The sequence below is a fragment of the Mucilaginibacter sp. genome (assembly GCF_965200995.1).
GTDB lineage: Bacteria > Bacteroidota > Bacteroidia > Sphingobacteriales > Sphingobacteriaceae > Mucilaginibacter.
In genome coordinates, this window is record NZ_OZ241743.1 from 3,568,533 (window position 1) to 3,588,789 (window position 20,257).

Here is a 20,257-nt window from a genome sequence, read left to right on the forward strand (position 1 = left end):
CTGTATTCACAAAAATACTATTCATAATTAATTTTGAAATTTATCAGGTTACTTTTTCTCCTTGTTACTGTTTTAATTATGAATAACGCAGCCGCTTCCATAAGTGGCAAGCCCCGTTATAACTGTTTTGCAGCAGATACCATTATTAAGCTGGATACGCTGAAAGACAGGAAAGTGTTGCGAAAACCTCCGCTAACTGCCGATCAGGTCAGAAAAGTAGGCAATAATGATACCACCAATCGTGGAGGATTAAAGTCTATTGTAAAATCTTCTGCAGATGATTCTAAGTATACCGACCGGGTACACAAGATATCATACTTATATGGAAACGCAAAGGTTAGCTATGAAGATTTTGAACTGAATGCCGATTATATACGCGTGGATGAAAACCGGCATTTAATATTTGCCAGTGGCCGGATCGACCCTAAAACCCACCGTTATGTAGGCAGGCCGATATCAAAGCAGGGCACCCAGAAACCGGCGATATCAGATTCTATTTATTTTGATTATAATACCAAACGGGCAAAAGCCTATAATACATCTACCGAACAGGGAGGCAACTTTATTACGGGCGGCCAGGCAAAAGTACTGAATGATAAAGAGGTAGCTTACCGCAATATTATATTCAGCACCTGTAATTTGCCGTATCCAGAAACGCACTTCGGTATTGTGATTACAAGGGGTATAGGCGAAAAAAAACGAATTATTTCGGGCCCGGCTTATTTAGAGATTGAAGGTATCCCTTTACCACTGGCCATACCATTCGGTTTCTTCCCCAAGCCAGACCAACAAACATCCGGCGTGTTACTGCCCACATTCGGAGAAGATGCAAGGCTTGGATTCTTCTTGCGCAATATTGGCTATTATCTCACCTTTGGCGACCATCTTGATTTAACTTCTTATGCCACCATATATTCCCGCGGGGCGTATGAATTAAGCACAACCGCCCGTTATTTACAGCGCTATCAATACCAGGGCAGTGTAGCTTTGAGCTTTGGTTCCCACAATTATGGCCTGACCGGTGATCCGGCCCGTAAGGATTTTAATATACAGTGGTCGCACTCGCAGGATGCCAATGCCCATCCGGGTACCACGTTCAGCGCGTCGGTTAACGCCGGTACGTCGGGCTTTTTTCAGCGTAACCCGGCCATTACCAATTACAATCCCCAGCAGCTTACCCAAAGCTCTTTCCGTTCGAGTATTGCTTATGGCAGGGTATGGGAAGGTACGCCGTTCAGTTTACAGGTTGCTTTATCACATACCCAAAATGTTGCCGCCCGCCAGGTTTCACTTGAACTGCCTTCGTTAAACTTTAACATGACTACCATCAGCCCGTTTGACTCTAAAAACCGGGTAGGCGATCAAAAATGGTATCAGCGCATTACCGTTGGGTATTCGCTGCAAGGCACTAATCGATTAAACTCAATACCAGAGGGTGAACTGTTTGATTTAGATAAAGTAACCAAAAAGCTGCAAAGCGGTATTTTACATACCATACCCCTAAGCTTTAATCAAACGGTAGCCAAGTATTTTCAGTTCAACACAAGCGCTACTTATATAGATCACTGGAATTTTCAAACCATCAACCGCCGTTTCGCACGCGGTAGTTCGGTAGGGCCGGATTCATTAATTACAGATACGGTGGTTGGTTTCAGAAGGGGAGGCGAATACAATCTGAGTGCAGGTATATCTACTAAAGTGTACGGGCAGATCAACTTCAAAAAAGGTAACCTGAAAGCAATCAGAATTGTAAGTACGCCTTCTATCAGTTTTAACTACCGGCCCGATTTTTCAACCCTTGATTATGGCTATTACAAAACTATTGTAAGCCAGGCTACAATACCGTATCCGTACACTTCAAGAACGTATTCTATATTTGAATCATCAGCAGTTGGCGGCCCGGCGGGCGGGCGTTCAGCAGGTATCGGCTTCAACCTGGATAATACCATTGAGGCAAAAGTAAAGGCCAAAAGCACAGACACTTCCGGCGCTGACAGGAAGATACCAATACTTCAAGGTTTTACCATCTCTACCTTTTATAACTTTGCAGCCGATTCCTTCAAGCTGTCGCCTATACAGCTGAATGCGCATACGGCAATTTTCAATCAAAAGCTGGGCATCAACGCCATAGGTACCTTAAACCCATACACCATCAACAGGCGCGACTCCATATCAAACGGGCAGGTACAGCGCTATGCTACTATTGTGGATGAGTATTCGTTTCTTCGGGGTCGGTTTCCAACATTAACCAACCTTTCATTATCGATGGATGTGAGCTTAAATTCTACATCCCTGCACAGGAGAACCAACCTTCCGCCGGCCGGTAATACGGTGAGTAACATGACCCAAAACCAGGCAGAACGGCTGGCTTTAATCAACAGCGACCCTACTGCGTTTGTTGATTTCAATATCCCCTGGAACATTGTGCTTAATTACAATTTTACGTATGCCAATACCGGCGCACTGGAAACGGTAGCCAGTACCTTAACGGCCAGCGGCGATTTTAATCTTACCCCCAAATGGAAGATACAATATACTACCGGTTATGACCTGCGTGCCAGCAAAGCAAGTTTAACTACGTTCTCCATTTACCGCGATCTGCATTGCTGGGATTTATCGTTCCGATGGGTGCCCTTTGGTATATACAAGTCTTTTAGCGTTGATTTAAAAGTAAAAGCAAGTATTTTACAGGACTTAAAACTAAGTAAGCGCAAAGATTATTATAACAACCAATAATGCTTGCAGAAATTATAACCATTGGCGACGAAATCCTCATCGGCCAGATTGTAGACACCAATTCCGCCTGGATGGCCCAGCAGCTTAACGCTGCAGGCATCCGTGTTAAACAGATATCTTCTGTTTCCGATCAGAAAGCTCATATTATAACTGCTCTGAATGAGGCACAGCAACGGGCCGACATTATTCTGATTACCGGAGGCCTCGGGCCAACGAAGGATGACATTACCAAGACCACGCTGGCCGAATATTTTGGTGTAGGGATGCGCCGGGATGATGATGCATTAGAAAATGTTAAACAGATATTTGCGCGTTATAACCGCCCTTTGCTGGAGGTAAATTTACATCAGGCCGATGTACCTGCTAATTGCGAAGTGATCAGCAATAAGAATGGTACTGCTCCGGGCATGTGGTTTCATGAAAACAGCAAGGTATTTGTATCTATGCCCGGCGTACCGTTTGAAATGAAATACATAATGGATGAAGCGGTAATTCCAAAGCTGAAAGCTATGTTTCAGCTACCTTATATTTACCATAAAACCATATTAACGGTTGGCGAAGGTGAATCTTTTTTAGCTGAACGTATTGCAGATATTGAAGATGCACTGCCTGCACACATTAAACTGGCTTACCTGCCTAAATTAGGTTCGGTGCGTTTGCGGCTGAGCGGGTATGGGGATAATGAAGCACAACTTACCAAAGAAGTAAATGACCAGGCCAATCGCATTATAGAGAGGGTAAGCAATGTAATTGCTGCTGATGATGATATTGCGCTTGAGAAAGCCATACTCGACAAAATGGCCGCACAGCAGCTAACCTTGTCTGTTGCAGAAAGCTGCACGGGTGGCTACCTCTCGCATCTGTTCACCCAACACGCCGGTTCTTCACAGGTTTTTTTAGGCGGAACGGTTTCTTATTCAGATGAGCTGAAAAAAAGTATACTTGGCGTACAGGAAGAAACGCTGTGGCAGCACGGTGCGGTAAGCCGGGAAACTGTAAACGAAATGTTAAACGGCGCCTTATTGAACTTTAAATCTGACTATGCCATAGCTGTAACCGGTATAGCCGGCCCAGGTGGCGGAACTCCCGAAAAGCCGGTAGGCACCGTTTGGATTGCAGTTGGGAATGCCACCGGTAAGTTAATAAAAACGTATAGTTTCGGTAATAAACGTACCCAAAACATCGAGCGTACCGCAACAGCAGCCCTGGGCATGTTGAATACTTTACTGGCTGATGTTAATAAATAATAGCTACTTTTGCTATGGCACTTTATTAACCAAAAATGGCTAAATATCAACTTTTATTGCCTAAAATGGGTGAAAGCGTTGCTGAAGCAACCATCATCAAATGGCTCAAAAATCAAGGCGATCACATTGAGGCAGATGATGCAGTTGTAGAAATTGCAACCGATAAAGTGGATTCCGAAGTTCCATCGCCCGTTTCAGGAACGCTGGTGGCAATGCTATGTAAAGATAACGAAATTGTACAGGTTGGCGATCCGATAGCTATTATAGAAACTGGTACAGATGAAGATAACGAAGCGCTTATAAAGCCTTTGCCGCCGGTAAAAACAGAGCCTGCACCTGCATCCGTAGTACAGCAGCATCTTGCTGCCGCTGAAAACGAAGCTCAGACCGAGCAAGTGCCCGGCATTGACCTGTTACAAAATAAAAATACCGAAGCGCCCAAACCGGTTGTAAATAACGCTTCAGCACGTTTTTATTCACCTTTAGTAAAAAGTATCGCCCAGCAGGAAAACATTGGTTTAAATGAACTTGATCAGATACCCGGCTCAGGCACCGACGGCCGCCTGACTAAAGATGACTTGTTAACTTATTTAAAAAACAGGACGCCTGCTACAGTACCACAAAATGTAACCGCTCCTGTTGCCACACCGGCTGCTGCGCCTGCACCTCAACCGGCAACATCTTCTGCCCCGGCATCGGATGCTCCTCAGCCGGTAAAACCGGCCGCATCAATATCGGGCGGGGATGAGATTATAGAGATGGACAGGATGCGCCGCCTCATTGCCGACCATATGGTTATGAGCAAGCAGACTTCACCCCATGTTACCTCTTTTATAGAGGCCGATGTAACTAATCTCGTGTTGTGGCGCAATGCAGTTAAAAGCAGCTTTGAAAAGCGGGAAGGCGAAAAAATAACTTTCACGCCGGTCTTCATTGAGGCGGTGGCCCGTGCGCTGAAGGATATGCCGATGGTAAATGTTTCAGTAAACGGTACGCAGATTATAAAGAAGAAGAACATAAACGTTGGGATGGCTACCGCTTTACCTAATGGCAACCTGATAGTACCGGTAATACGCAAGGCAGACCAGCTTAATCTGCTTGGTATTACCAAAGCCGTAAATGATCTGGCAAACCGGGCGCGTAGTAACAAACTGCAACCCGACGAGATAAAGGATGGCACCTTTACCATTACCAACGTAGGTTCATTTGGCAATGTGATGGGTACGCCTATTATTAATCAGCCTCAGGTGGCCATTTTAGCGGTAGGCGCTATCAAAAAGAAACCGGCGGTATTAGAAACACCAACCGGTGATGTAATTGCTATCAGGTATATGATGTTCCTGTCGTTATCGTATGATCACCGGGTAGTAGATGGTGCGTTGGGCGGGGCATTTGTTAAACGCGTAGCCGATTACCTGGAGAATTGGGATATTAATCAAGTGATATAAATAAGAAAGCCGTTGATCAACCGGCTTTCATATTTATATGCTGAACAAAGCTTCCGGTGGTACCAAACGGATAACCTTTGTTCTTTGCCCATGCAATAAATGCACTGATGCGTTCAACAAAAGCATTACCCGTATTGCGGGTTACATAACCCGGAAAGCCAAACCGCTCCGGCTGTTTCAAATCGGTAAATTCCCAAGGGTGGAAATAAAGATTCAGATAGCCGTCTTTGGCGTAAGTTGCACTGCTCAACCACTTCAATACCGTCATGGGCAAGTTATGAAAGCTGAGCCAAAACAGCGGAAACCTGATTATTGGTGATACTGAAGACGGAAGCTGCAATACATTCTGCTGGTAAAACCAGGTGCGTGGCTTGCTGAAGTTGTTATAGCGGCCCGGCAGGTAAGTAGGATTAATAGAAGAATTGTAAATATATCCGGCCCGCTCAATTTCTGCCTCATCAACCGGCATCATCCGGGCCATGCGGTAACCAGTTACTTCAACCCCTGCAATCTCCTGTAATTTCAGGCGCGATTGCAGCAAATGTTCCGGCTTAAAATCTGAGTGGTAATATCCGTGTGAGGCAATTTCATGGCCTTCATCTACCATTTGTTTAATAATCAATGGCCGGTGCTGTGCATAGTTAGCAGTGCAATAGAAGGTAGCTTTGATTTCAGCTCTTTTTAGGAGGGCCAAAATTTTCAAAGTGCCTTCGGTTGATATCGCCAGTTGATCTTCAAACGGCAGTGTTTTGCCATACTCGAAGGGCATATCAAATTCTTCGATATCAAAGCTTAATAAAATCATTCTTTACACGAACAAGATTGGTAGAACGAACAATATAATTAGGCCGCTGCTTTGATTGCATAAATAGCTTGCCCAGGTACATACCGATAATACCCAACACCATCAATTGTATACCACCAAAAAACACTACGGTAGCGAGCAGTGAGCTCCAGCCGGAAACTGCATGGCCGGTAAAATAACTGATTAAGATATAAGGCATATACAATACCGCTACCAACGAAAAAAACAAGCCTATACCCGTAGCAATATATAATGGCCTTACACTGAATGCTGTAATGCCCTGTACGGCAAATTTTACCATCTTTTTCAGGTTGTACTTGCTCTTACCCGAAAAGCGGGGGTCGCATTGGTAATGGATTGCATATTGCTTAAAGCCCAGCCATTTGATCAAACCCCTGATAAATAATCCGTTCTCTTCCAGACTGGTCAAAATATTGGCTACTTTCCGGTCAATCAACCTGAAGTCGGCAGTTCCCTTTTCCAGCTTGGTATCAGAAAGGGAGTTGATCATCTTATAAAAAAGGTCAGAGGTCTTGGTTTTAAATATGGTCGCCTCGTCATGGTATTCACGGCAGGTGTACACTACATCATAGCCTTCTTCCCACTTTTGCAAAAACTGCTCAATCATTTCAGGCGGGTGCTGCATATCACTGTCCATGCTGATAATGCAGTCACCATCGGCGTAATCATAACCAGCTTTCAGCGCATTCTGATGACCAAAGTTTCTTGATAATTCAAGGTAATACAAGTTTCCATCCAGGTCATTAATATCCTTTAACCGCTCAAGTGTGCCATCCGAGCTGCCGTCATCAATGAAAATAACTTCGTACTCATACTTTAAATGCTTCAATACATTTAACAGCCGCATACCTAATACCTCGATGTTACCTTCTTCGTTAAACGAAGGTACCACCACCGAAACTTTTTTTCTCATGCAGATACAGGATTAAGCACATGGTTTTCAAATTTTTGGGTCAGGCTTTGCTGAATTATCCGTAACCAAATCAGCAAGCAGGGCAGCGCCTTTAAGGCATACGGCTTTACATAGGTACGATTTATAAATTTTGGAAACAGATCTGAAGGGGAAAAGCTGGTTAATACCAATGCAATAATCAACAATACAATATCTGTATTTTCTACCGGCCTTGGTAAATTTACAAACCAAATGGCCACCCCTGCAAATGCGATAATATATGTGGGCGACTCAGAACCAGTGCTGAAAATTACTGTAAATATTAGCGTTGAGGCTAAAATTAACAGTTGGAACGTTAATTTACGATATTCTTGTATCTTGATATAGGATAAGCTAAATGCTACTAATCCAATACCGATAACCAACATGTTACTAAGCTGAGGGTAGTTGAATATTCTCCTGATCATGCCCATCACGGATATATCCTGCATATAGGAGAGTGTGTTGGTCAAATTCTTTTCACGTAAGCTGCTATACCAGTCTATATAGGTTTGTATAATGTAGGCAGGGGATGAAAACAACATAGGAAGCAAAAACAGTACTAACCCCCACAGCAACACATACCCGGTAAATTGTAACCTGCGCTGCGCGAAAAAAAAGAATGCCAGTCCAACAATGCCATACAGCTTAACGTAGGTGCCCAGCACTATAGCAAAAGCAGCCCAAAACTCTTGTCTATTCCGCATCCAAACAAAGCTCATCATAATTAGCGCAGTCATTATTGGGTTAAACTGCACATTGTAGGATGAGGTCATCAACTCGTGGGCGCATAAGAGCAATACAATGTTTTGCTGAAGTAAGGTAAGAGGCAACTGCCTTATGGCGTAAAAAAGAACAAGTGCATTAGCCATCGTCCAGATAATGGCGCCTAAACTATCAGGAAACAGCGTAAACGGCGCAATCAGGATAGCAAATACCGGCCCGTAATGGTTACTGTCTGAAAAATGCTGCGGCTGCGGCAGGTAAAGGTTAGTGCGACTTAAAAGATTTATAAAAGTGTATTTATAGATCAGGTAATTATTGTAATTGTGCCGGCCAACTTGTTTCAGCACGGCGAACAGGCTTAAGCCAAACCACAAAAAAGCAACAGCATAAGTATGAGTAATCAGCCGGAGAAATCGGGGCATTTATAAGTACGTAATAAATCCATTACAAATATAAACTAATCATAAACTTTTCATCAGTCATGAATTTAAAAAAAATGGATATATACTAACAAAAAAGCAGGTACTGTTGCCAATACCTGCTTTCTTGCAGCCGAGATGAATCTACTAAAAAATTTCGGCTGCACTTGCTGCTTTCTCAGCCAGACCGACCCCTGTCAGCTGATCAGCAAAGGCCACAAAGGCCTTGTTATCGGATATACGATGCTGATTGTGTATCAGATTTCTTAAATTGATTTTTCCTGTCAGAAATTTGTAGGTACCTGAATAAAACCGCTCATATATTTCTTCAAACGCTAAATCTTCCACCAGTTGTTCGTTGTGGTAACGCAGGTATATGGTAAGTGTGATGTTGTTGGTGAATTGCAGAGCCTTACCGTTGTGTGCCTTTTTATATTCGTACTGATAATTATATCGGAGGGCTGTGATATCTGATAATACAGCTGAACCGGTAGGATGCCCGCCTGCTCCTTTGCCAAAAAAGAATTGCTGATCTGCAAAGGCTGCCTGTACCGTTACACCATTATACTCATACTCTACATTATACAAAAATTCATTTTCGGTAACAAACTTAGGCAGTACAAACAAGGCGACGTGCTGATTATCCAGTTCTTTGGCAACAGGCACCAGCTTGATTTTCATATTTTTTTCGCGGGCATATTGCAGGTCGCGGGCACTAAGGTTCTGTATGCCGATGTTGAGCACATCGTCCGGGTTAATTACCACCCCATAAGCATGGGCTGCCGCTATTACTAATTTATATTTGGCATCGTAACCGCCAACATCCAGCGTAGGGTCAGTTTCGGCAAAACCCAATTCCTGTGCTTCTTTCAATGCGGCATCGTAGCTCAAGTTTTCAATGTATCCCTTTGATAAGATGTAGTTGGATGAACCATTAAATATACCGCTGATGGAATGAAGCAGCTCATTATCATAATACTCTTCGAGGTTGCGTATGATGGGTATACTCCCGCATACTGAACCTTCATATAATAAAGAGGTGCCGTAAGTACGCTGTAGGTCAATCAATTGCTGCAAGTATATAGCAATCATCTTCTTACTTGCCGATACGGTATTCTTACCAGATTTAAGGGCGGCAGATACAATATCGAAGGCAGCATCAGTATCATTGATCAACTCAACAATCGTGTTGATTTCGGGATCATTCAATAAATCGTCTCTGTTGGTGGTAAACAAACCGGCAGGTAATGAGCGTTGTTTCTGTGCGTCTTTAATTGCAATTCTTTTTATTTCGATGTTTAAATCCTTGGTTTTAATAATATCATATAAACCCTGGCCAACCACGCCAAAGCCAAATAAACCAATTGTTAATTTTTTGCTCATTATTTATTATTTATCGTTTAGTTAGGTTTGCTAATATCAGGAGGCAAGAAAACTGGCAATTACCCGGGTTAATTTTCCGGTTTCAATCAAAAAGCCGTCATGCCCATAAAAGGAGTTAAATTCAGCATAGGATGCTCCTGAAATATAACGGGCCAAATACTGCTGCTCGGCTACGGGGAACAGCAGATCAGAATCAATGCCGATCACCAGTGTTTTAGCCGTTACGGTACTAAGCGCCTGCACCGGGCCGCCCCGGTTACGCCCCACATGGTGCGAATCCATCGCCTTTGAAAGATACCAGTAGCTATAAGCATTGAAGCGGTTTACTAATTTTTCGCCTTGATAGTTCTGGTAAGATGCCGCTTTATAGCCGTTGGTATGTTCATTCGATTCTTCCTGCTGGGTACTGATATAGGTTTCGTAATTGCGATAGGAGAGCAGGGCTATACTACGGGCAGCTTTCAGCCCGGCTTTACCACCCTCCGGCAGGTTGGTGCCAAAGGTAGCGTCAGCCTGCAAGGCCAAACGCTGCGATTCATTAAAGGCTATACCCCAGGGAGAATGGTTGGCATTGGTTGCTATTAGTATCAGGTTTTCAATCTGGGTATTTGCCATAATACTCCATTCTACCGCTTGCTGGCCGCCAAGCGAGCCGCCAATGAGTACCTTTATTTGATTGATACCCAGGTATTCGGCTACCAGCCGGTGTGCAGCTACCATATCCCTGATGGTAATTTGCGGAAAATGAAGTCCGAAGATCCTTTTAGTTGCCGGATTTATATGCAGTGGATTTGAAGATCCATAAGGCGAGCCTAAAATATTGGCGCAAACAATGAAATGATCTTGTGGATTGAAGTAATCCTGTTCACCGAACAGTCCCTTCCACCAGTCCATCACATCTGAATTGGCAGTGAGGGCATGGCATACCCAAATTACATTATCTTTAGCAGGATTCAGTTTACCATACGTATGATAGCCGATTTGTACAGAGGACAGCACCTGGCCTGATTCAAAGTGGAAAGGCTGGCTGCTGGTATAAATTTGTGTGTTCATTTTAAACAAGTTAAGTCCTCCCGGTAAGAGAGGACTTAAACATAATCACGATATAAAAACTAAAAAAACATTCGAATTGATTACACTTAATCTCATATCAGGCAATAGCTAGTATTAAGTGCAAGCCCGTTAACAGCGTATGTATTTATCATAAAATCAATAATTTGGTTGTCAATAATCATACTATGCATTTGTTATGGCGTGTGTAAGGGTATTAAACAATTAAATGAAGTAATTGAAATGTGCACGTTAAGTGCAAATTCTCGGCTTGTACCTGATTAAGTAAAAGAGATTATTATTCAGCAGCAACAACACATACCGCAAACGCCGGATACAGCATCCGGTAAAGTTGCTAAGTGTAAATAAGCAGAAGTCAGCGCTTTCATGTTCTAAATTTATATTTCCCGTGCATGTATTTGCCTGGGGCAGGAATTGGCACCTTTTCCTTTCCGGAGGGTTGCCAGCGGGTCAGGGAGCCTGATCTCTCGCCGCTTCTGTATAAATCAAAGCCTGTAAAAGGAATTGATTAAGGTATTGCTACCAAATAATGTTTCAAATATAGTAGCTTAAACTTTAAACTTCCAAATATTGTTTCAAAAAATACATTTATCCTACACAAACATAAATCCGTAGCTAATCAAAAAGCCAGTAACAAACGTTGCTTTATTGTTATACCGAACATTGTAATTTACTGGTCAACTTAAATTTTCGGAATAACTAAAACACTTGTATTACCTGTTCATCATGTGCAATTTTGTATTTTTGCACAATGGAAGCTGATGATCATTTAAGCGTATTGATACAGAATCCGCACTTATCTGCTGATTTAAAATCCATCGCACAGAAAGTACAAGCCGGAGAGCGAATCACCTTTGAAGAAGGGGTATTACTTTATGAAAAAGCTGAATTGAGCTTTCTGGGTGTTTTAGCAAATTACATCCGCGAAAAGAAGCATGGCGACCTGACTTATTTTAATCGTAATTTTCATATCGAGCCTACCAATCTTTGCGTATACGACTGTAAATTCTGTTCTTATTCGCGGCTGATTAAACAGCGTGAAGATGGGTGGGAATATTCTATGGAAGACATGCTCAATATTGTACGTAAGTACGATGATGAGCCGGTTACCGAGGTTCACATTGTAGGCGGGGTGCTGCCGCAATATGATATGCCTTTTTACCAGGAGCTGTTTAGCCGTATAAAGCAACGCCGGCCGGAGTTGCATGTAAAAGCGCTGACACCGGTTGAATACCACTATATTTTCAAGAAAGCCAAAGTGGATTACGCTACCGGAATGCGGCTGATGAAAGAGTCGGGGCTGGAATCGATGCCGGGCGGTGGGGCTGAAATTTTCTATCCGGAGATACGCGAACAGATTGCCAAAGATAAATGTACCGGCGACCAGTGGCTGCAAATACACGAGGAATGGCATAAGCTGGGAATGCGCTCCAACGCGACCATGTTATATGGGCACATTGAACAATATTGGCATCGTGTGGACCACATGGAACACTTGCGCCAGTTGCAAGACAGAACCGGTGGCTTTCAAACTTTTATACCATTAAAGTTCAGGAACAAGGATAACCAAATGTCTGCTGTTGCTGAATCTTCGGTGGTTGAGGATTTACGCAACTATGCCATTGCCAGAATCTACCTGGACAACTTCGATCATATCAAGGCTTATTGGGCCATGATCAGCCGTACTACGGCCCAGCTCTCCCTCAATTTTGGGGTGGATGACATTGATGGTACGCTGGATGATACCACCAAAATATATTCGATGGCCGGAGCCGAGGAGCAGCGCCCTGCCATGAGCACTAAAGACCTGGTAGAACTGATTAAAAATGCAGGCCGGCACCCCATAGAGCGAGATACACTTTATCATATCGTTACTGATTATAATAATTATGTTTTTACAGAGGATATTAAGCCACGCTTTTACCCGCTCCCGGTAATTAACTGATAAAATGATTGAAAAAACCTTATATATCGTTCGGCACGGGCAAACAGATTTAAATAAAAAAGGCATTGTGCAAGGTAGGGGAATGGATACCGACCTAAATAATGAAGGCCGCGCCCAGGCGGAAATGTTTTACAGTGCTTACAGCGATGTGCCGTTTGATAAAATATACGTTTCTACCTTAAAACGCACCCAGCAGAGTGTGCAACACTTTATTGATGATGGTATTCCGTATGAAAGGCTGGAGGGTTTAGATGAGCTGGCCTGGGGCATACATGAGGGGCAAACCAGCACTCCCGAAACTAAATCTGCATTTTTTAAAATGATGCGCGAGTGGACCAGTGGTAACCTGGATGCCGCATTTGAGAAAGGGGAGAGCCCTAACCAGGTGAAGGCCCGCCAGCAACAGGCTTTGGCTTACATTATGAGCAAGCCGGAAGAAGATAACGTTTTGATTTGTATGCATGGCAGGGCATTGCGCTTATTATTATGCCTGTTAACTAACCGTCCGTTAACGGAGATGGATAAGTTTCCGCACCAAAACCTGGTGCTTTATAAGGTGGCTTTCGACGGCGAGAAATATGAAATTTTAGAAGCCAATAACGCCATACACCTGCAACTACATTAATTATATTTTGAATAAAATACGAATTTCGGCAGTTAGTTACACTAATACTAAACCGTTCTTATACGGATTGCAGCACAGTAGCATTATTAATGAGATTGATTTAAGCCTGGACCCTCCGGCAGATTGCGCTCAGAAGCTGATTGATAATAAAGCGGATATCGGACTTATCCCCGTTGCCGCAGTGCTTCACTTGCCTGAATGGCACATCATCACCGATTATTGCATCGGAGCGGTTGGCGCTGTGAACTCAGTTTTTATATTCAGTAACTGCGACATTAAGCAGGTAGAACGTCTGCAACTGGACCCGCAATCCCGTTCTTCAAATAATCTGGCCCGGGTGTTGATAAAAAATTATTGGGAGATAAACCCTGAGCTGATTACAGATGCCGCCGATTATGCGCATTCTGATGATGGGCATACGGCCTTTGTGCAGATAGGCGACCGTACCTTTGGCAAAAAGGGCAACTATACTTATGTGTATGATATGGCCGAAGAGTGGGAAATTTTTACCGGCCTGCCCTTTATGTTTGCTGCATGGATAGCCAATAAACCTGTCGATCCTCAGTTTATTGACCGCTTTAATGTTGCGCTGAAATATGGCCTCGACCACCGGCTTGATTTGCTCAGGCAACTGCCGGTAAGCAGCGGCTTTGATGTAGAAGATTACTTAATGCACAAAATTGATTTTCCACTCACTGATGCCAAAAAACAGGCATTTTACCTCTTTTTAGATTATATAAAGGCGCTTTAAAGCCTGATATGGCATTTAACTGAGCTTCACCGCAGTGCTATTGAATAAGTGCTATTGTCTTTTCTGCGCAAACAACTTACAGGTTATGGCATTTTATATGTTTAAGCCAGGGATGTAATGTCTAAAACTATTATTGTAGCCAACCGCCTGCCGGTAAAATTAAGTAAAAACGAAAACGGATTTCAACTAACACCAAGTGAGGGTGGTTTAGCTACCGGCCTGGGGTCTATCTATAAGCAGGGAGATAACTGCTGGATTGGCTGGCCCGGCCTCGAAGTAAGTGAGCCTGAAGAGCAGGATAAGGTAACAACGCAGCTTGCCGCACTGAGCTTGCACCCGGTATACCTTACACAAACTGAAATTGCGGAATATTACGAAGGCTTTTCCAACTCTGTATTGTGGCCGGTATTTCATTATTATGCCTCTACCTATGCTGATTACAAGCAATCGAACTGGAAATACTATCAAGAGGTAAATGCGAAATTTTGTGAAGCAGTGGTGGCATCGGCTCAACCCGGTGATACCATCTGGGTGCATGATTACCAACTGCTCTTACTGCCGCAAATGCTGCGTGAAAGGCTGAAGGATGTATCCATCGGATTCTTTCTGCACATCCCTTTTCCATCGCATGAAATGTTCCGGCTGATTCCCTGGCGGGCAGAGTTATTAAAGGGTATATTAGGGGCCGACCTGATCGGCTTTCATACCTTCGACGATGTTAGGCACTTTTTAAGTGCTGTTACCCGCATTCTCCCGATGCAGGTATCCTCTAATATGATTGATTGCGGTGATTATTCGGTAGTTGCCGAAGCCTTTCCGATGGGCATTGATGACCGTCGTTATTCAGAACTGCCTTTACAGCCGGAAGTAGGAACGCAGATAAAGGAAATAAAGGATATTTTCAAACAAGAAAAGCTGGTGTTAACCATAGACAGGCTCGACTACAGCAAAGGCATTTTGCAGCGTTTACAAGCGTTCGAGTTGCTGCTAAAACGCCATCCGGAGTATGTTGGAAAAATCACGCTTTATATGATTGTGGTACCATCAAGAGATACCGTACCGCAGTACAAAGAACTGCGCGACCAGATTGATAAGCGGGCAGGTAACATCAACGGCCGTTACCGCACCATCAGCTGGTCGCCTATACAGTATTACTATCGTTCGGTAAGTATCGAAACCTTATCAGCTTTGTATTCCTGTGCAGACGTTTGTTTGGTTACCCCAATGCGGGATGGCATGAACCTGGTAAGCAAGGAATATGTAGCCAGCCGTATCCACAATGATGGAGTATTGATACTTAGCGAGATGGCGGGAGCTTCAAAAGAGCTTATCGATGCCATTATTGTAAACCCCAACAATGTAAATGAGGTATGCGAGGCTATCGTTCAGGCCATAAATATGCCTGTTGCTGAGCAGCGGGAGCGCATGAACCAGATGCGGCAGATAGTTGCCAAATTTAACGTAAATCATTGGGTTAAACTTTTTATGGAGCGCCTGCACGAGGTTAAACTGCTTCAGCGCTCCATGCAGAGCCGGCATGTGGCCTCCGTAACAGAACAATCCATTGCAAAGCGCTATCAAAAAACCCATCAGCGCATTATATTTTTAGATTACGATGGCACACTGGTTGATTTTAAAGCCAATGTAAACGATGCCATACCCGATGCAGAGCTGCGCGGTATACTGCAGGAATTAATGAATGATGCCGCCAACAGGATTGTGCTTATCAGCGGCCGCAAGCATGAAAACCTTGAAGAATGGTTTGGTAATTCCAATATGTTTTTAGTAGCCGAACATGGCGCATGGTCTAAACGCCCGGGGGAGGACTGGCAAAAGATAACCGGGCTATCCACGCAATGGAAAAAAGACATATTGCCTGTACTTGAGCAATATGTTGACCGTACGCCCGGCTCCTTTATTGAAGAAAAGACCTATTCGTTGGTTTGGCATTACCGCAAAGCCCAGGAGGGGTTGGGTGAACTGCGGGCCAATGAATTAATGAATACGCTGAAGTATCTGGCTACTGACAAAGGCCTGCAGTTGTTACCGGGCGATAAAGTGGTAGAAGTGAAGAACATGGAAATTAATAAAGGCAAAGCGGCCTTAACCCTGGTGGAAGAAAAGGAGTTCGATTTCATCATGGCGCTGGGCGATGATTATACGGATGAAGACATCTTCCGCACTTTGCCTGATAGTGCCATAACCATAAAGGTGGGTAATAAACGCTCAGCAGCAAAGTTTTACCTTCGTAACCCTGCGGAGGTAAGGCACATGCTTAAAGGTTTATACGACAATCTATTAGTGCCAAATAGTTAATGCAAACAAACAGGTGAGTAAAGCGCCGCATCAACTAATGCGGCGCTTTCATTTACAAAAATACAGGTCTGTCCAGTTTAGTTGCAATCCGGTAAGCTGCATTCATCAAACCCACATGGCTGTAAGCTTGCGGGAAATTTCCCCACTGGCTGCCATCTTCTTCGGCCACATCTTCACTAAAGAGCTGTAAGTGATTCGAAAACTGTAACAGGTTTTCAAATTCATGCATTGCATCATCTAAACGACCTACGCAGGCAAGGGCCTCTACATACCAGAAAGCGCAGATTAAAAAAGTGGTTTTTGGTTTTCCAAAATCATCGGCGTGCAGGTAACGGTAAAATAAGCCATTAGGCGTTTTTAGTTCAGTCTCTAAAGCTGCTAAATGATTTTTTGCCCGGTCAGATGCCGGGTCTAAATAATTCATGATAATAAGCTGCAGGGTGCTTGCATCTAAAAACGGAACACCCGCTGCTGTTGTATAAACTTTACGTTCAGCATCGTAACAGCTTTCAATATGCTCCGAGGCGCGGGCTTTCATTTTTAATGCGCGTTCCAGCAACCCATCATTCTCAATGGTACGTGCCATCTTTTCAGCCGCACAGGCACCGGCCCATTGAAATAAATTTGTATAGCAGTGTATATTGGCCATGTTCCTGAACTCCCATATACCCGCATCTTTTTCGTCAATGGTACGCTCAATTTTGCTTAATAAATAGTTAACCCAGCGGGCCGAGTCTTTGCGCTCATCAAAAATAAAGCGGTGGTCTGTATACAATGGCAGTATCGAAACCAACACCTGGCCGTATATGTCGTTCTGTATGTGCTCGTAAGCTTGGTTGCCCACACGCACAGGCTGGTTGCCCTCATAGCCTTCCAGGTCTGTCATGATGCGCTCGGTGAGCTTCTTTTCACCGGTGATACCATACAAAGGCTGGTATCGAAACTCTTCCGAGAAGGAGATATCGGTAATATAATTAAAATACCGCTCCATTTCCTCAAAGTGCCCGATGTGATTAAGCGATGTAATCACATAATAGGTATCCCGCATCCAGCAATAACGGTAATCCCAGTTGCGGCCGCTTCCGGTAGATTCTGGTAAACTGGTGGTACTGGCTGCTACAATGGCTCCGGTATCTTCATACTGGTGAATCTTTAACGCCAGCGCGGCCCTGATTACATATGGCTGGTAAAAGCCGGCTATGCTGGAATGCTTGATCCAGGTACGCCAGTACTGGCGTGTTTCGCGCAGAAAGCGCTCGGCAGTACTGATGAGCGGCGCTTCCAGCGGCTCACCATAGGTCATTACCAGATATTTTTCCTCATTCAGCACAAAGCACTGTCCATCAAAAATATAGCTTATCGGGATATTCGTAGTTAACCGTATGTTTTCATCGCCGCCCAAATACTGGATGTGATTACTGCCGCGATTGACATGTAACTCTATATTTCCGTAATCTGATACCGGCCGGCACTTTACCAGTAAACGGGGAGAGCCCGTAATTGCCTCAATTTTACGGATGAACATCAGCGGCTTATAGTACCTGTCGTGCTGATGAAAGCGCGGCGCGAAATCCGTTATCCGATAGCTATTGCCTGATTGCAGCGTAATTTCAGTAATCAGAATATTAGTATTCTCCTGATAGTATTGATGCGAGGAATATTCTTCGTTTTCTGCTGGTAATATTGAAAACTCACCGCCTTTTTTTTTATCAAGTAAGCCGCCAAATATAAAAGTACTGTCGAAACGTGGCCAGCAAAGCCAGTCTACATTAGTGTTGGTGTTAATATGGGCTAAAAATGCGCAGTTTCCGATGATGCCGGTTTTATACGTATGTCTCATTGAGGGGTCGAAATAGCTAAGATGATTGTAAATATTTTGAACTCAACAAAGGCATAACATAAAATGTTGCAAAAAAATGCAACCTTAACAAAGTGCTTCATCTATTAATTGAAATGCCAATAAATTGTTGTGTTATTGTACTGCGGTGATATTCAGTTTGTAATCTGAGCAGTATTTTTATTGAGGTAATGGCGAATTTATTTAAACCCTCTGTTATTTAATGCCTTGCATCTGTACATTATTCATAAATAATTTATTTACAGTTGATTAAAATAGATTTACTTTTTTCAAAAAAATCATATATTTGAAAAAGTGAGTGTTTTACTCATGCCTTTCTGATAATTAATATTTGTTATATTTCAGTTTGGATTATTTAATTTATTCAATCTTATAATACCTGCTAACAATGGAAACTGGAAAAGTAAAATGGTTTAACACACAGAAAGGCTACGGCTTTATTGTTACTGATGACGGAAAAGATCTGTTTGTACACTTTAAGGATGTTGAGGGCGGTGTAAATTCCTTAAAGGACAATGATACCGTTGAGTATGAAATGGGCGAAGGCAAGAAGGGGCCGCAAGCCGTTAATGTAAGAAAAGTATAGTTTTATATAACAATCTGTTTTGTTTAAGCCCTGGCCTTTGCGCCGGGGCTTTTTATATAAAAAGTTTTGACTTCACCTCGTCCTTTCCTACTTTGGGCAATTCAATTACAAACATATGTCAGCCATATCATCCGCCAACAATCGTAATATAATCTTTTTGATTATTGTAGCTGCACTGGGTTATTTTGTTGACATCTACGACCTAGTGCTTTTTTCCATTGTGCGCATTAAGAGCTTCAATGACATTGGAATATTAGGTGATGAGAATGTGCGGCAACAGGGTATATATGTAATCAATATGCAAATGTTCGGCTTGTTAGTTGGCGGTATCTTTTGGGGTATTATTGGCGACAAGTTCGGGCGCATCAAAGTACTGTTTGGTTCCATACTATTGTACTCCGTTGCCAATTTTGTGAACGGCTTGGTGCATGATATTAATACTTATGCTATAGTAAGGTTAATTGCCGGCATCGGTTTGGCAGGTGAATTAGGAGCGGGCATAACGCTCATCAGCGAAACCCTAAGTAAAGAGAAACGGGGCTACGGCACCATGATTGTTGCGGTAATCGGCCTGTTTGGTGCAGTGGCGGCCAACCTGGTAGGTAAACACGACTGGCGCACGGCCTATTATGTAGGTGGTGGTTTAGGCATCATCCTGCTGCTGTTCAGGGTAGGTACCTTTGAATCAGGCATGTTTAAGTCAACTGCACAGGCCAGGGTGCAAAAGGGTAATATGCTGATGCTGTTCACCAGTTTTACCCGCTTTAAAAAATACCTTTACTGTATACTTATCGGCGCACCCCTGTGGTATGTGGTAGGTGTACTGGTTACGCAGTCGCCCGAATTTGGTAAGGCTTTACATGCCAAACAGGTGCTGAGTGCCGGCAACGGAATTATGTATACTTACATCGGCATTGCCATTGGCGATATTTTTGCCGGTTTGCTTGCGCAGGCCGCACGTTCGCGTAGACTGGCAATGCTGATATTTCTGGTTATATCTCTGGTACCTGTATCTGCGTATCTGAACGCCTACGGCTTAACCGCCGGGCATTTTATATGGCTATGCTTCTTTATGGGTATCTCTGTAGGGTACTGGGCTACATTTGTTACCATAGCTTCTGAGCAGTTTGGCACCAATATACGCGCTACGGTGACTACCACGGTGCCCAATTTTGTGCGCGGTGCACTAATACCTATCAATTTCGGCTTCAATCTACTGGTGCAGCACTATGGCATGATTAAAAGCGGTTACATTATGATGATTGCACTTACCGTTATAGCCCTGTTTTCGTTAAGTCAACTAAAGGAGAGTTTTGGAAAGGATTTGGATTATATAGAAACTGATGAACTGTCAAAGCAACCGCAGCTCTGATTATAAAGAAATTTTAT

Annotated in this window: 15 protein-coding genes and 1 riboswitch; of the genes, 9 read left to right on the forward strand and 6 right to left on the reverse strand. The window is 43.4% G+C overall.

Features of this window, described 5'->3' with window-relative positions; all coding sequences use genetic code 11:
• Window positions 1-78 precede the first annotated feature (78 nt).
• From ACY652_RS16640 to ACY652_RS16650, 3 genes are read left to right on the forward strand one after another with little or no spacing between them, the layout of a single operon-like run.
• Complete coding sequence (locus ACY652_RS16640) at window positions 79-2,736, forward strand: putative LPS assembly protein LptD (protein WP_462265508.1); 2,658 nt, start codon at window positions 79-81, stop codon at window positions 2,734-2,736.
• On the forward strand, window positions 2,736-3,983 hold the full coding sequence (locus ACY652_RS16645; RefSeq protein ID WP_462265509.1) for a competence/damage-inducible protein A: 1,248 nt from the start codon (window positions 2,736-2,738) through the stop codon (window positions 3,981-3,983). The genes ACY652_RS16640 and ACY652_RS16645 overlap by 1 nt, the downstream gene beginning before the upstream one ends.
• A gap of 35 nt (window positions 3,984-4,018) precedes the next feature.
• The gene (locus tag ACY652_RS16650; RefSeq protein ID WP_462265510.1) at window positions 4,019-5,431 is read left to right on the forward strand and encodes a dihydrolipoamide acetyltransferase family protein; all 1,413 of its coding nucleotides are present in this window, start codon (window positions 4,019-4,021) and stop codon (window positions 5,429-5,431) included.
• Between the two features lie 16 nt (window positions 5,432-5,447).
• On the opposite strand, the gene ACY652_RS16655 is transcribed toward ACY652_RS16650, so the two are convergent.
• The 5 genes from ACY652_RS16655 to ACY652_RS16675 form a co-directional block, all read right to left on the reverse strand.
• On the reverse strand, window positions 5,448-6,236 hold the full coding sequence (locus tag ACY652_RS16655; protein WP_462265511.1) for a polysaccharide deacetylase family protein: 789 nt from the start codon (window positions 6,234-6,236) through the stop codon (window positions 5,448-5,450).
• On the reverse strand, window positions 6,217-7,170 hold the full coding sequence (locus ACY652_RS16660) for a glycosyltransferase family 2 protein (RefSeq protein ID WP_462265512.1): 954 nt from the start codon (window positions 7,168-7,170) through the stop codon (window positions 6,217-6,219). Before ACY652_RS16660 ends, ACY652_RS16655 begins: the two co-directional genes overlap by 20 nt.
• Window positions 7,167-8,336 (reverse strand): glycosyltransferase family 87 protein, encoded by a 1,170-nt coding sequence (locus ACY652_RS16665; protein ID WP_462265513.1) that lies wholly within the window; start codon window positions 8,334-8,336, stop codon window positions 7,167-7,169. Before ACY652_RS16665 ends, ACY652_RS16660 begins: the two co-directional genes overlap by 4 nt.
• A 144-nt stretch (window positions 8,337-8,480) precedes the next feature.
• On the reverse strand, window positions 8,481-9,716 hold the full coding sequence (locus ACY652_RS16670) for a homoserine dehydrogenase (protein ID WP_462265514.1): 1,236 nt from the start codon (window positions 9,714-9,716) through the stop codon (window positions 8,481-8,483).
• A gap of 36 nt (window positions 9,717-9,752) precedes the next feature.
• Window positions 9,753-10,769: a homoserine O-acetyltransferase family protein gene (locus ACY652_RS16675; protein ID WP_462265515.1), complete on the reverse strand. Its 1,017-nt coding sequence runs from the start codon at window positions 10,767-10,769 to the stop codon at window positions 9,753-9,755.
• 392 nt (window positions 10,770-11,161) lie between these two features.
• Window positions 11,162-11,274, reverse strand: a riboswitch (SAM riboswitch).
• A gap of 264 nt (window positions 11,275-11,538) precedes the next feature.
• Here ACY652_RS16675 and mqnE point away from each other — a divergent pair.
• The 4 genes from mqnE (at window position 11,539) to ACY652_RS16695 (ending at window position 16,424) form a co-directional block, all read left to right on the forward strand.
• Window positions 11,539-12,732: an aminofutalosine synthase MqnE gene (gene mqnE / locus ACY652_RS16680; RefSeq protein WP_462265516.1), complete on the forward strand. Its 1,194-nt coding sequence runs from the start codon at window positions 11,539-11,541 to the stop codon at window positions 12,730-12,732.
• 4 nt (window positions 12,733-12,736) lie between these two features.
• Entirely contained in the window at window positions 12,737-13,357 is a 621-nt protein-coding gene (locus tag ACY652_RS16685; protein WP_462265517.1) for a histidine phosphatase family protein, read from the forward strand.
• Between the two features lie 7 nt (window positions 13,358-13,364).
• Entirely contained in the window at window positions 13,365-14,108 is a 744-nt protein-coding gene (locus tag ACY652_RS16690) for a menaquinone biosynthetic enzyme MqnA/MqnD family protein (RefSeq protein ID WP_462265518.1), read from the forward strand.
• 117 nt (window positions 14,109-14,225) lie between these two features.
• Window positions 14,226-16,424, forward strand: coding sequence for a bifunctional alpha,alpha-trehalose-phosphate synthase (UDP-forming)/trehalose-phosphatase (locus tag ACY652_RS16695; RefSeq protein ID WP_462265519.1), 2,199 nt, complete (start codon window positions 14,226-14,228; stop codon window positions 16,422-16,424).
• A 52-nt stretch (window positions 16,425-16,476) separates the two neighbouring features.
• Here the strand turns inward: ACY652_RS16695 and ACY652_RS16700 are convergent, their stop codons facing one another.
• Window positions 16,477-18,264, reverse strand: a complete 1,788-nt coding sequence (locus ACY652_RS16700) for a glycoside hydrolase family 15 protein (RefSeq protein ID WP_462265520.1) — start codon at window positions 18,262-18,264, stop codon at window positions 16,477-16,479.
• Window positions 18,265-18,670: 406 nt separating this feature from the next.
• On the opposite strand from ACY652_RS16700, the gene ACY652_RS16705 reads away from it, so the two are divergent.
• Together ACY652_RS16705 and ACY652_RS16710 are read left to right on the forward strand one after the other, a co-directional pair.
• Complete coding sequence (locus tag ACY652_RS16705; RefSeq protein WP_462265521.1) at window positions 18,671-18,868, forward strand: cold-shock protein; 198 nt, start codon at window positions 18,671-18,673, stop codon at window positions 18,866-18,868.
• 115 nt (window positions 18,869-18,983) lie between these two features.
• Window positions 18,984-20,240: an MFS transporter gene (locus ACY652_RS16710; protein WP_462265522.1), complete on the forward strand. Its 1,257-nt coding sequence runs from the start codon at window positions 18,984-18,986 to the stop codon at window positions 20,238-20,240.
• Window positions 20,241-20,257 lie beyond the last annotated feature (17 nt).

Coding starts and splice junctions, on each gene's coding strand:
- ACY652_RS16640 (WP_462265508.1), top strand. CDS start 79: ATGAATAACGCAGCCGCTTCCATAAGTGGCAAGCCCCGTTATAACTGT.
- ACY652_RS16645 (WP_462265509.1), top strand. CDS start 2,736: ATGCTTGCAGAAATTATAACCATTGGCGACGAAATCCTCATCGGCCAG.
- ACY652_RS16650 (WP_462265510.1), top strand. CDS start 4,019: ATGGCTAAATATCAACTTTTATTGCCTAAAATGGGTGAAAGCGTTGCT.
- ACY652_RS16655 (WP_462265511.1), bottom strand. CDS start 6,236: ATGATTTTATTAAGCTTTGATATCGAAGAATTTGATATGCCCTTCGAG.
- ACY652_RS16660 (WP_462265512.1), bottom strand. CDS start 7,170: ATGAGAAAAAAAGTTTCGGTGGTGGTACCTTCGTTTAACGAAGAAGGT.
- ACY652_RS16665 (WP_462265513.1), bottom strand. CDS start 8,336: ATGCCCCGATTTCTCCGGCTGATTACTCATACTTATGCTGTTGCTTTT.
- ACY652_RS16670 (WP_462265514.1), bottom strand. CDS start 9,716: ATGAGCAAAAAATTAACAATTGGTTTATTTGGCTTTGGCGTGGTTGGC.
- ACY652_RS16675 (WP_462265515.1), bottom strand. CDS start 10,769: ATGAACACACAAATTTATACCAGCAGCCAGCCTTTCCACTTTGAATCA.
- mqnE (WP_462265516.1), top strand. CDS start 11,539: ATGGAAGCTGATGATCATTTAAGCGTATTGATACAGAATCCGCACTTA.
- ACY652_RS16685 (WP_462265517.1), top strand. CDS start 12,737: ATGATTGAAAAAACCTTATATATCGTTCGGCACGGGCAAACAGATTTA.
- ACY652_RS16695 (WP_462265519.1), top strand. CDS start 14,226: ATGTCTAAAACTATTATTGTAGCCAACCGCCTGCCGGTAAAATTAAGT.
- ACY652_RS16700 (WP_462265520.1), bottom strand. CDS start 18,264: ATGAGACATACGTATAAAACCGGCATCATCGGAAACTGCGCATTTTTA.
- ACY652_RS16705 (WP_462265521.1), top strand. CDS start 18,671: ATGGAAACTGGAAAAGTAAAATGGTTTAACACACAGAAAGGCTACGGC.
- ACY652_RS16710 (WP_462265522.1), top strand. CDS start 18,984: ATGTCAGCCATATCATCCGCCAACAATCGTAATATAATCTTTTTGATT.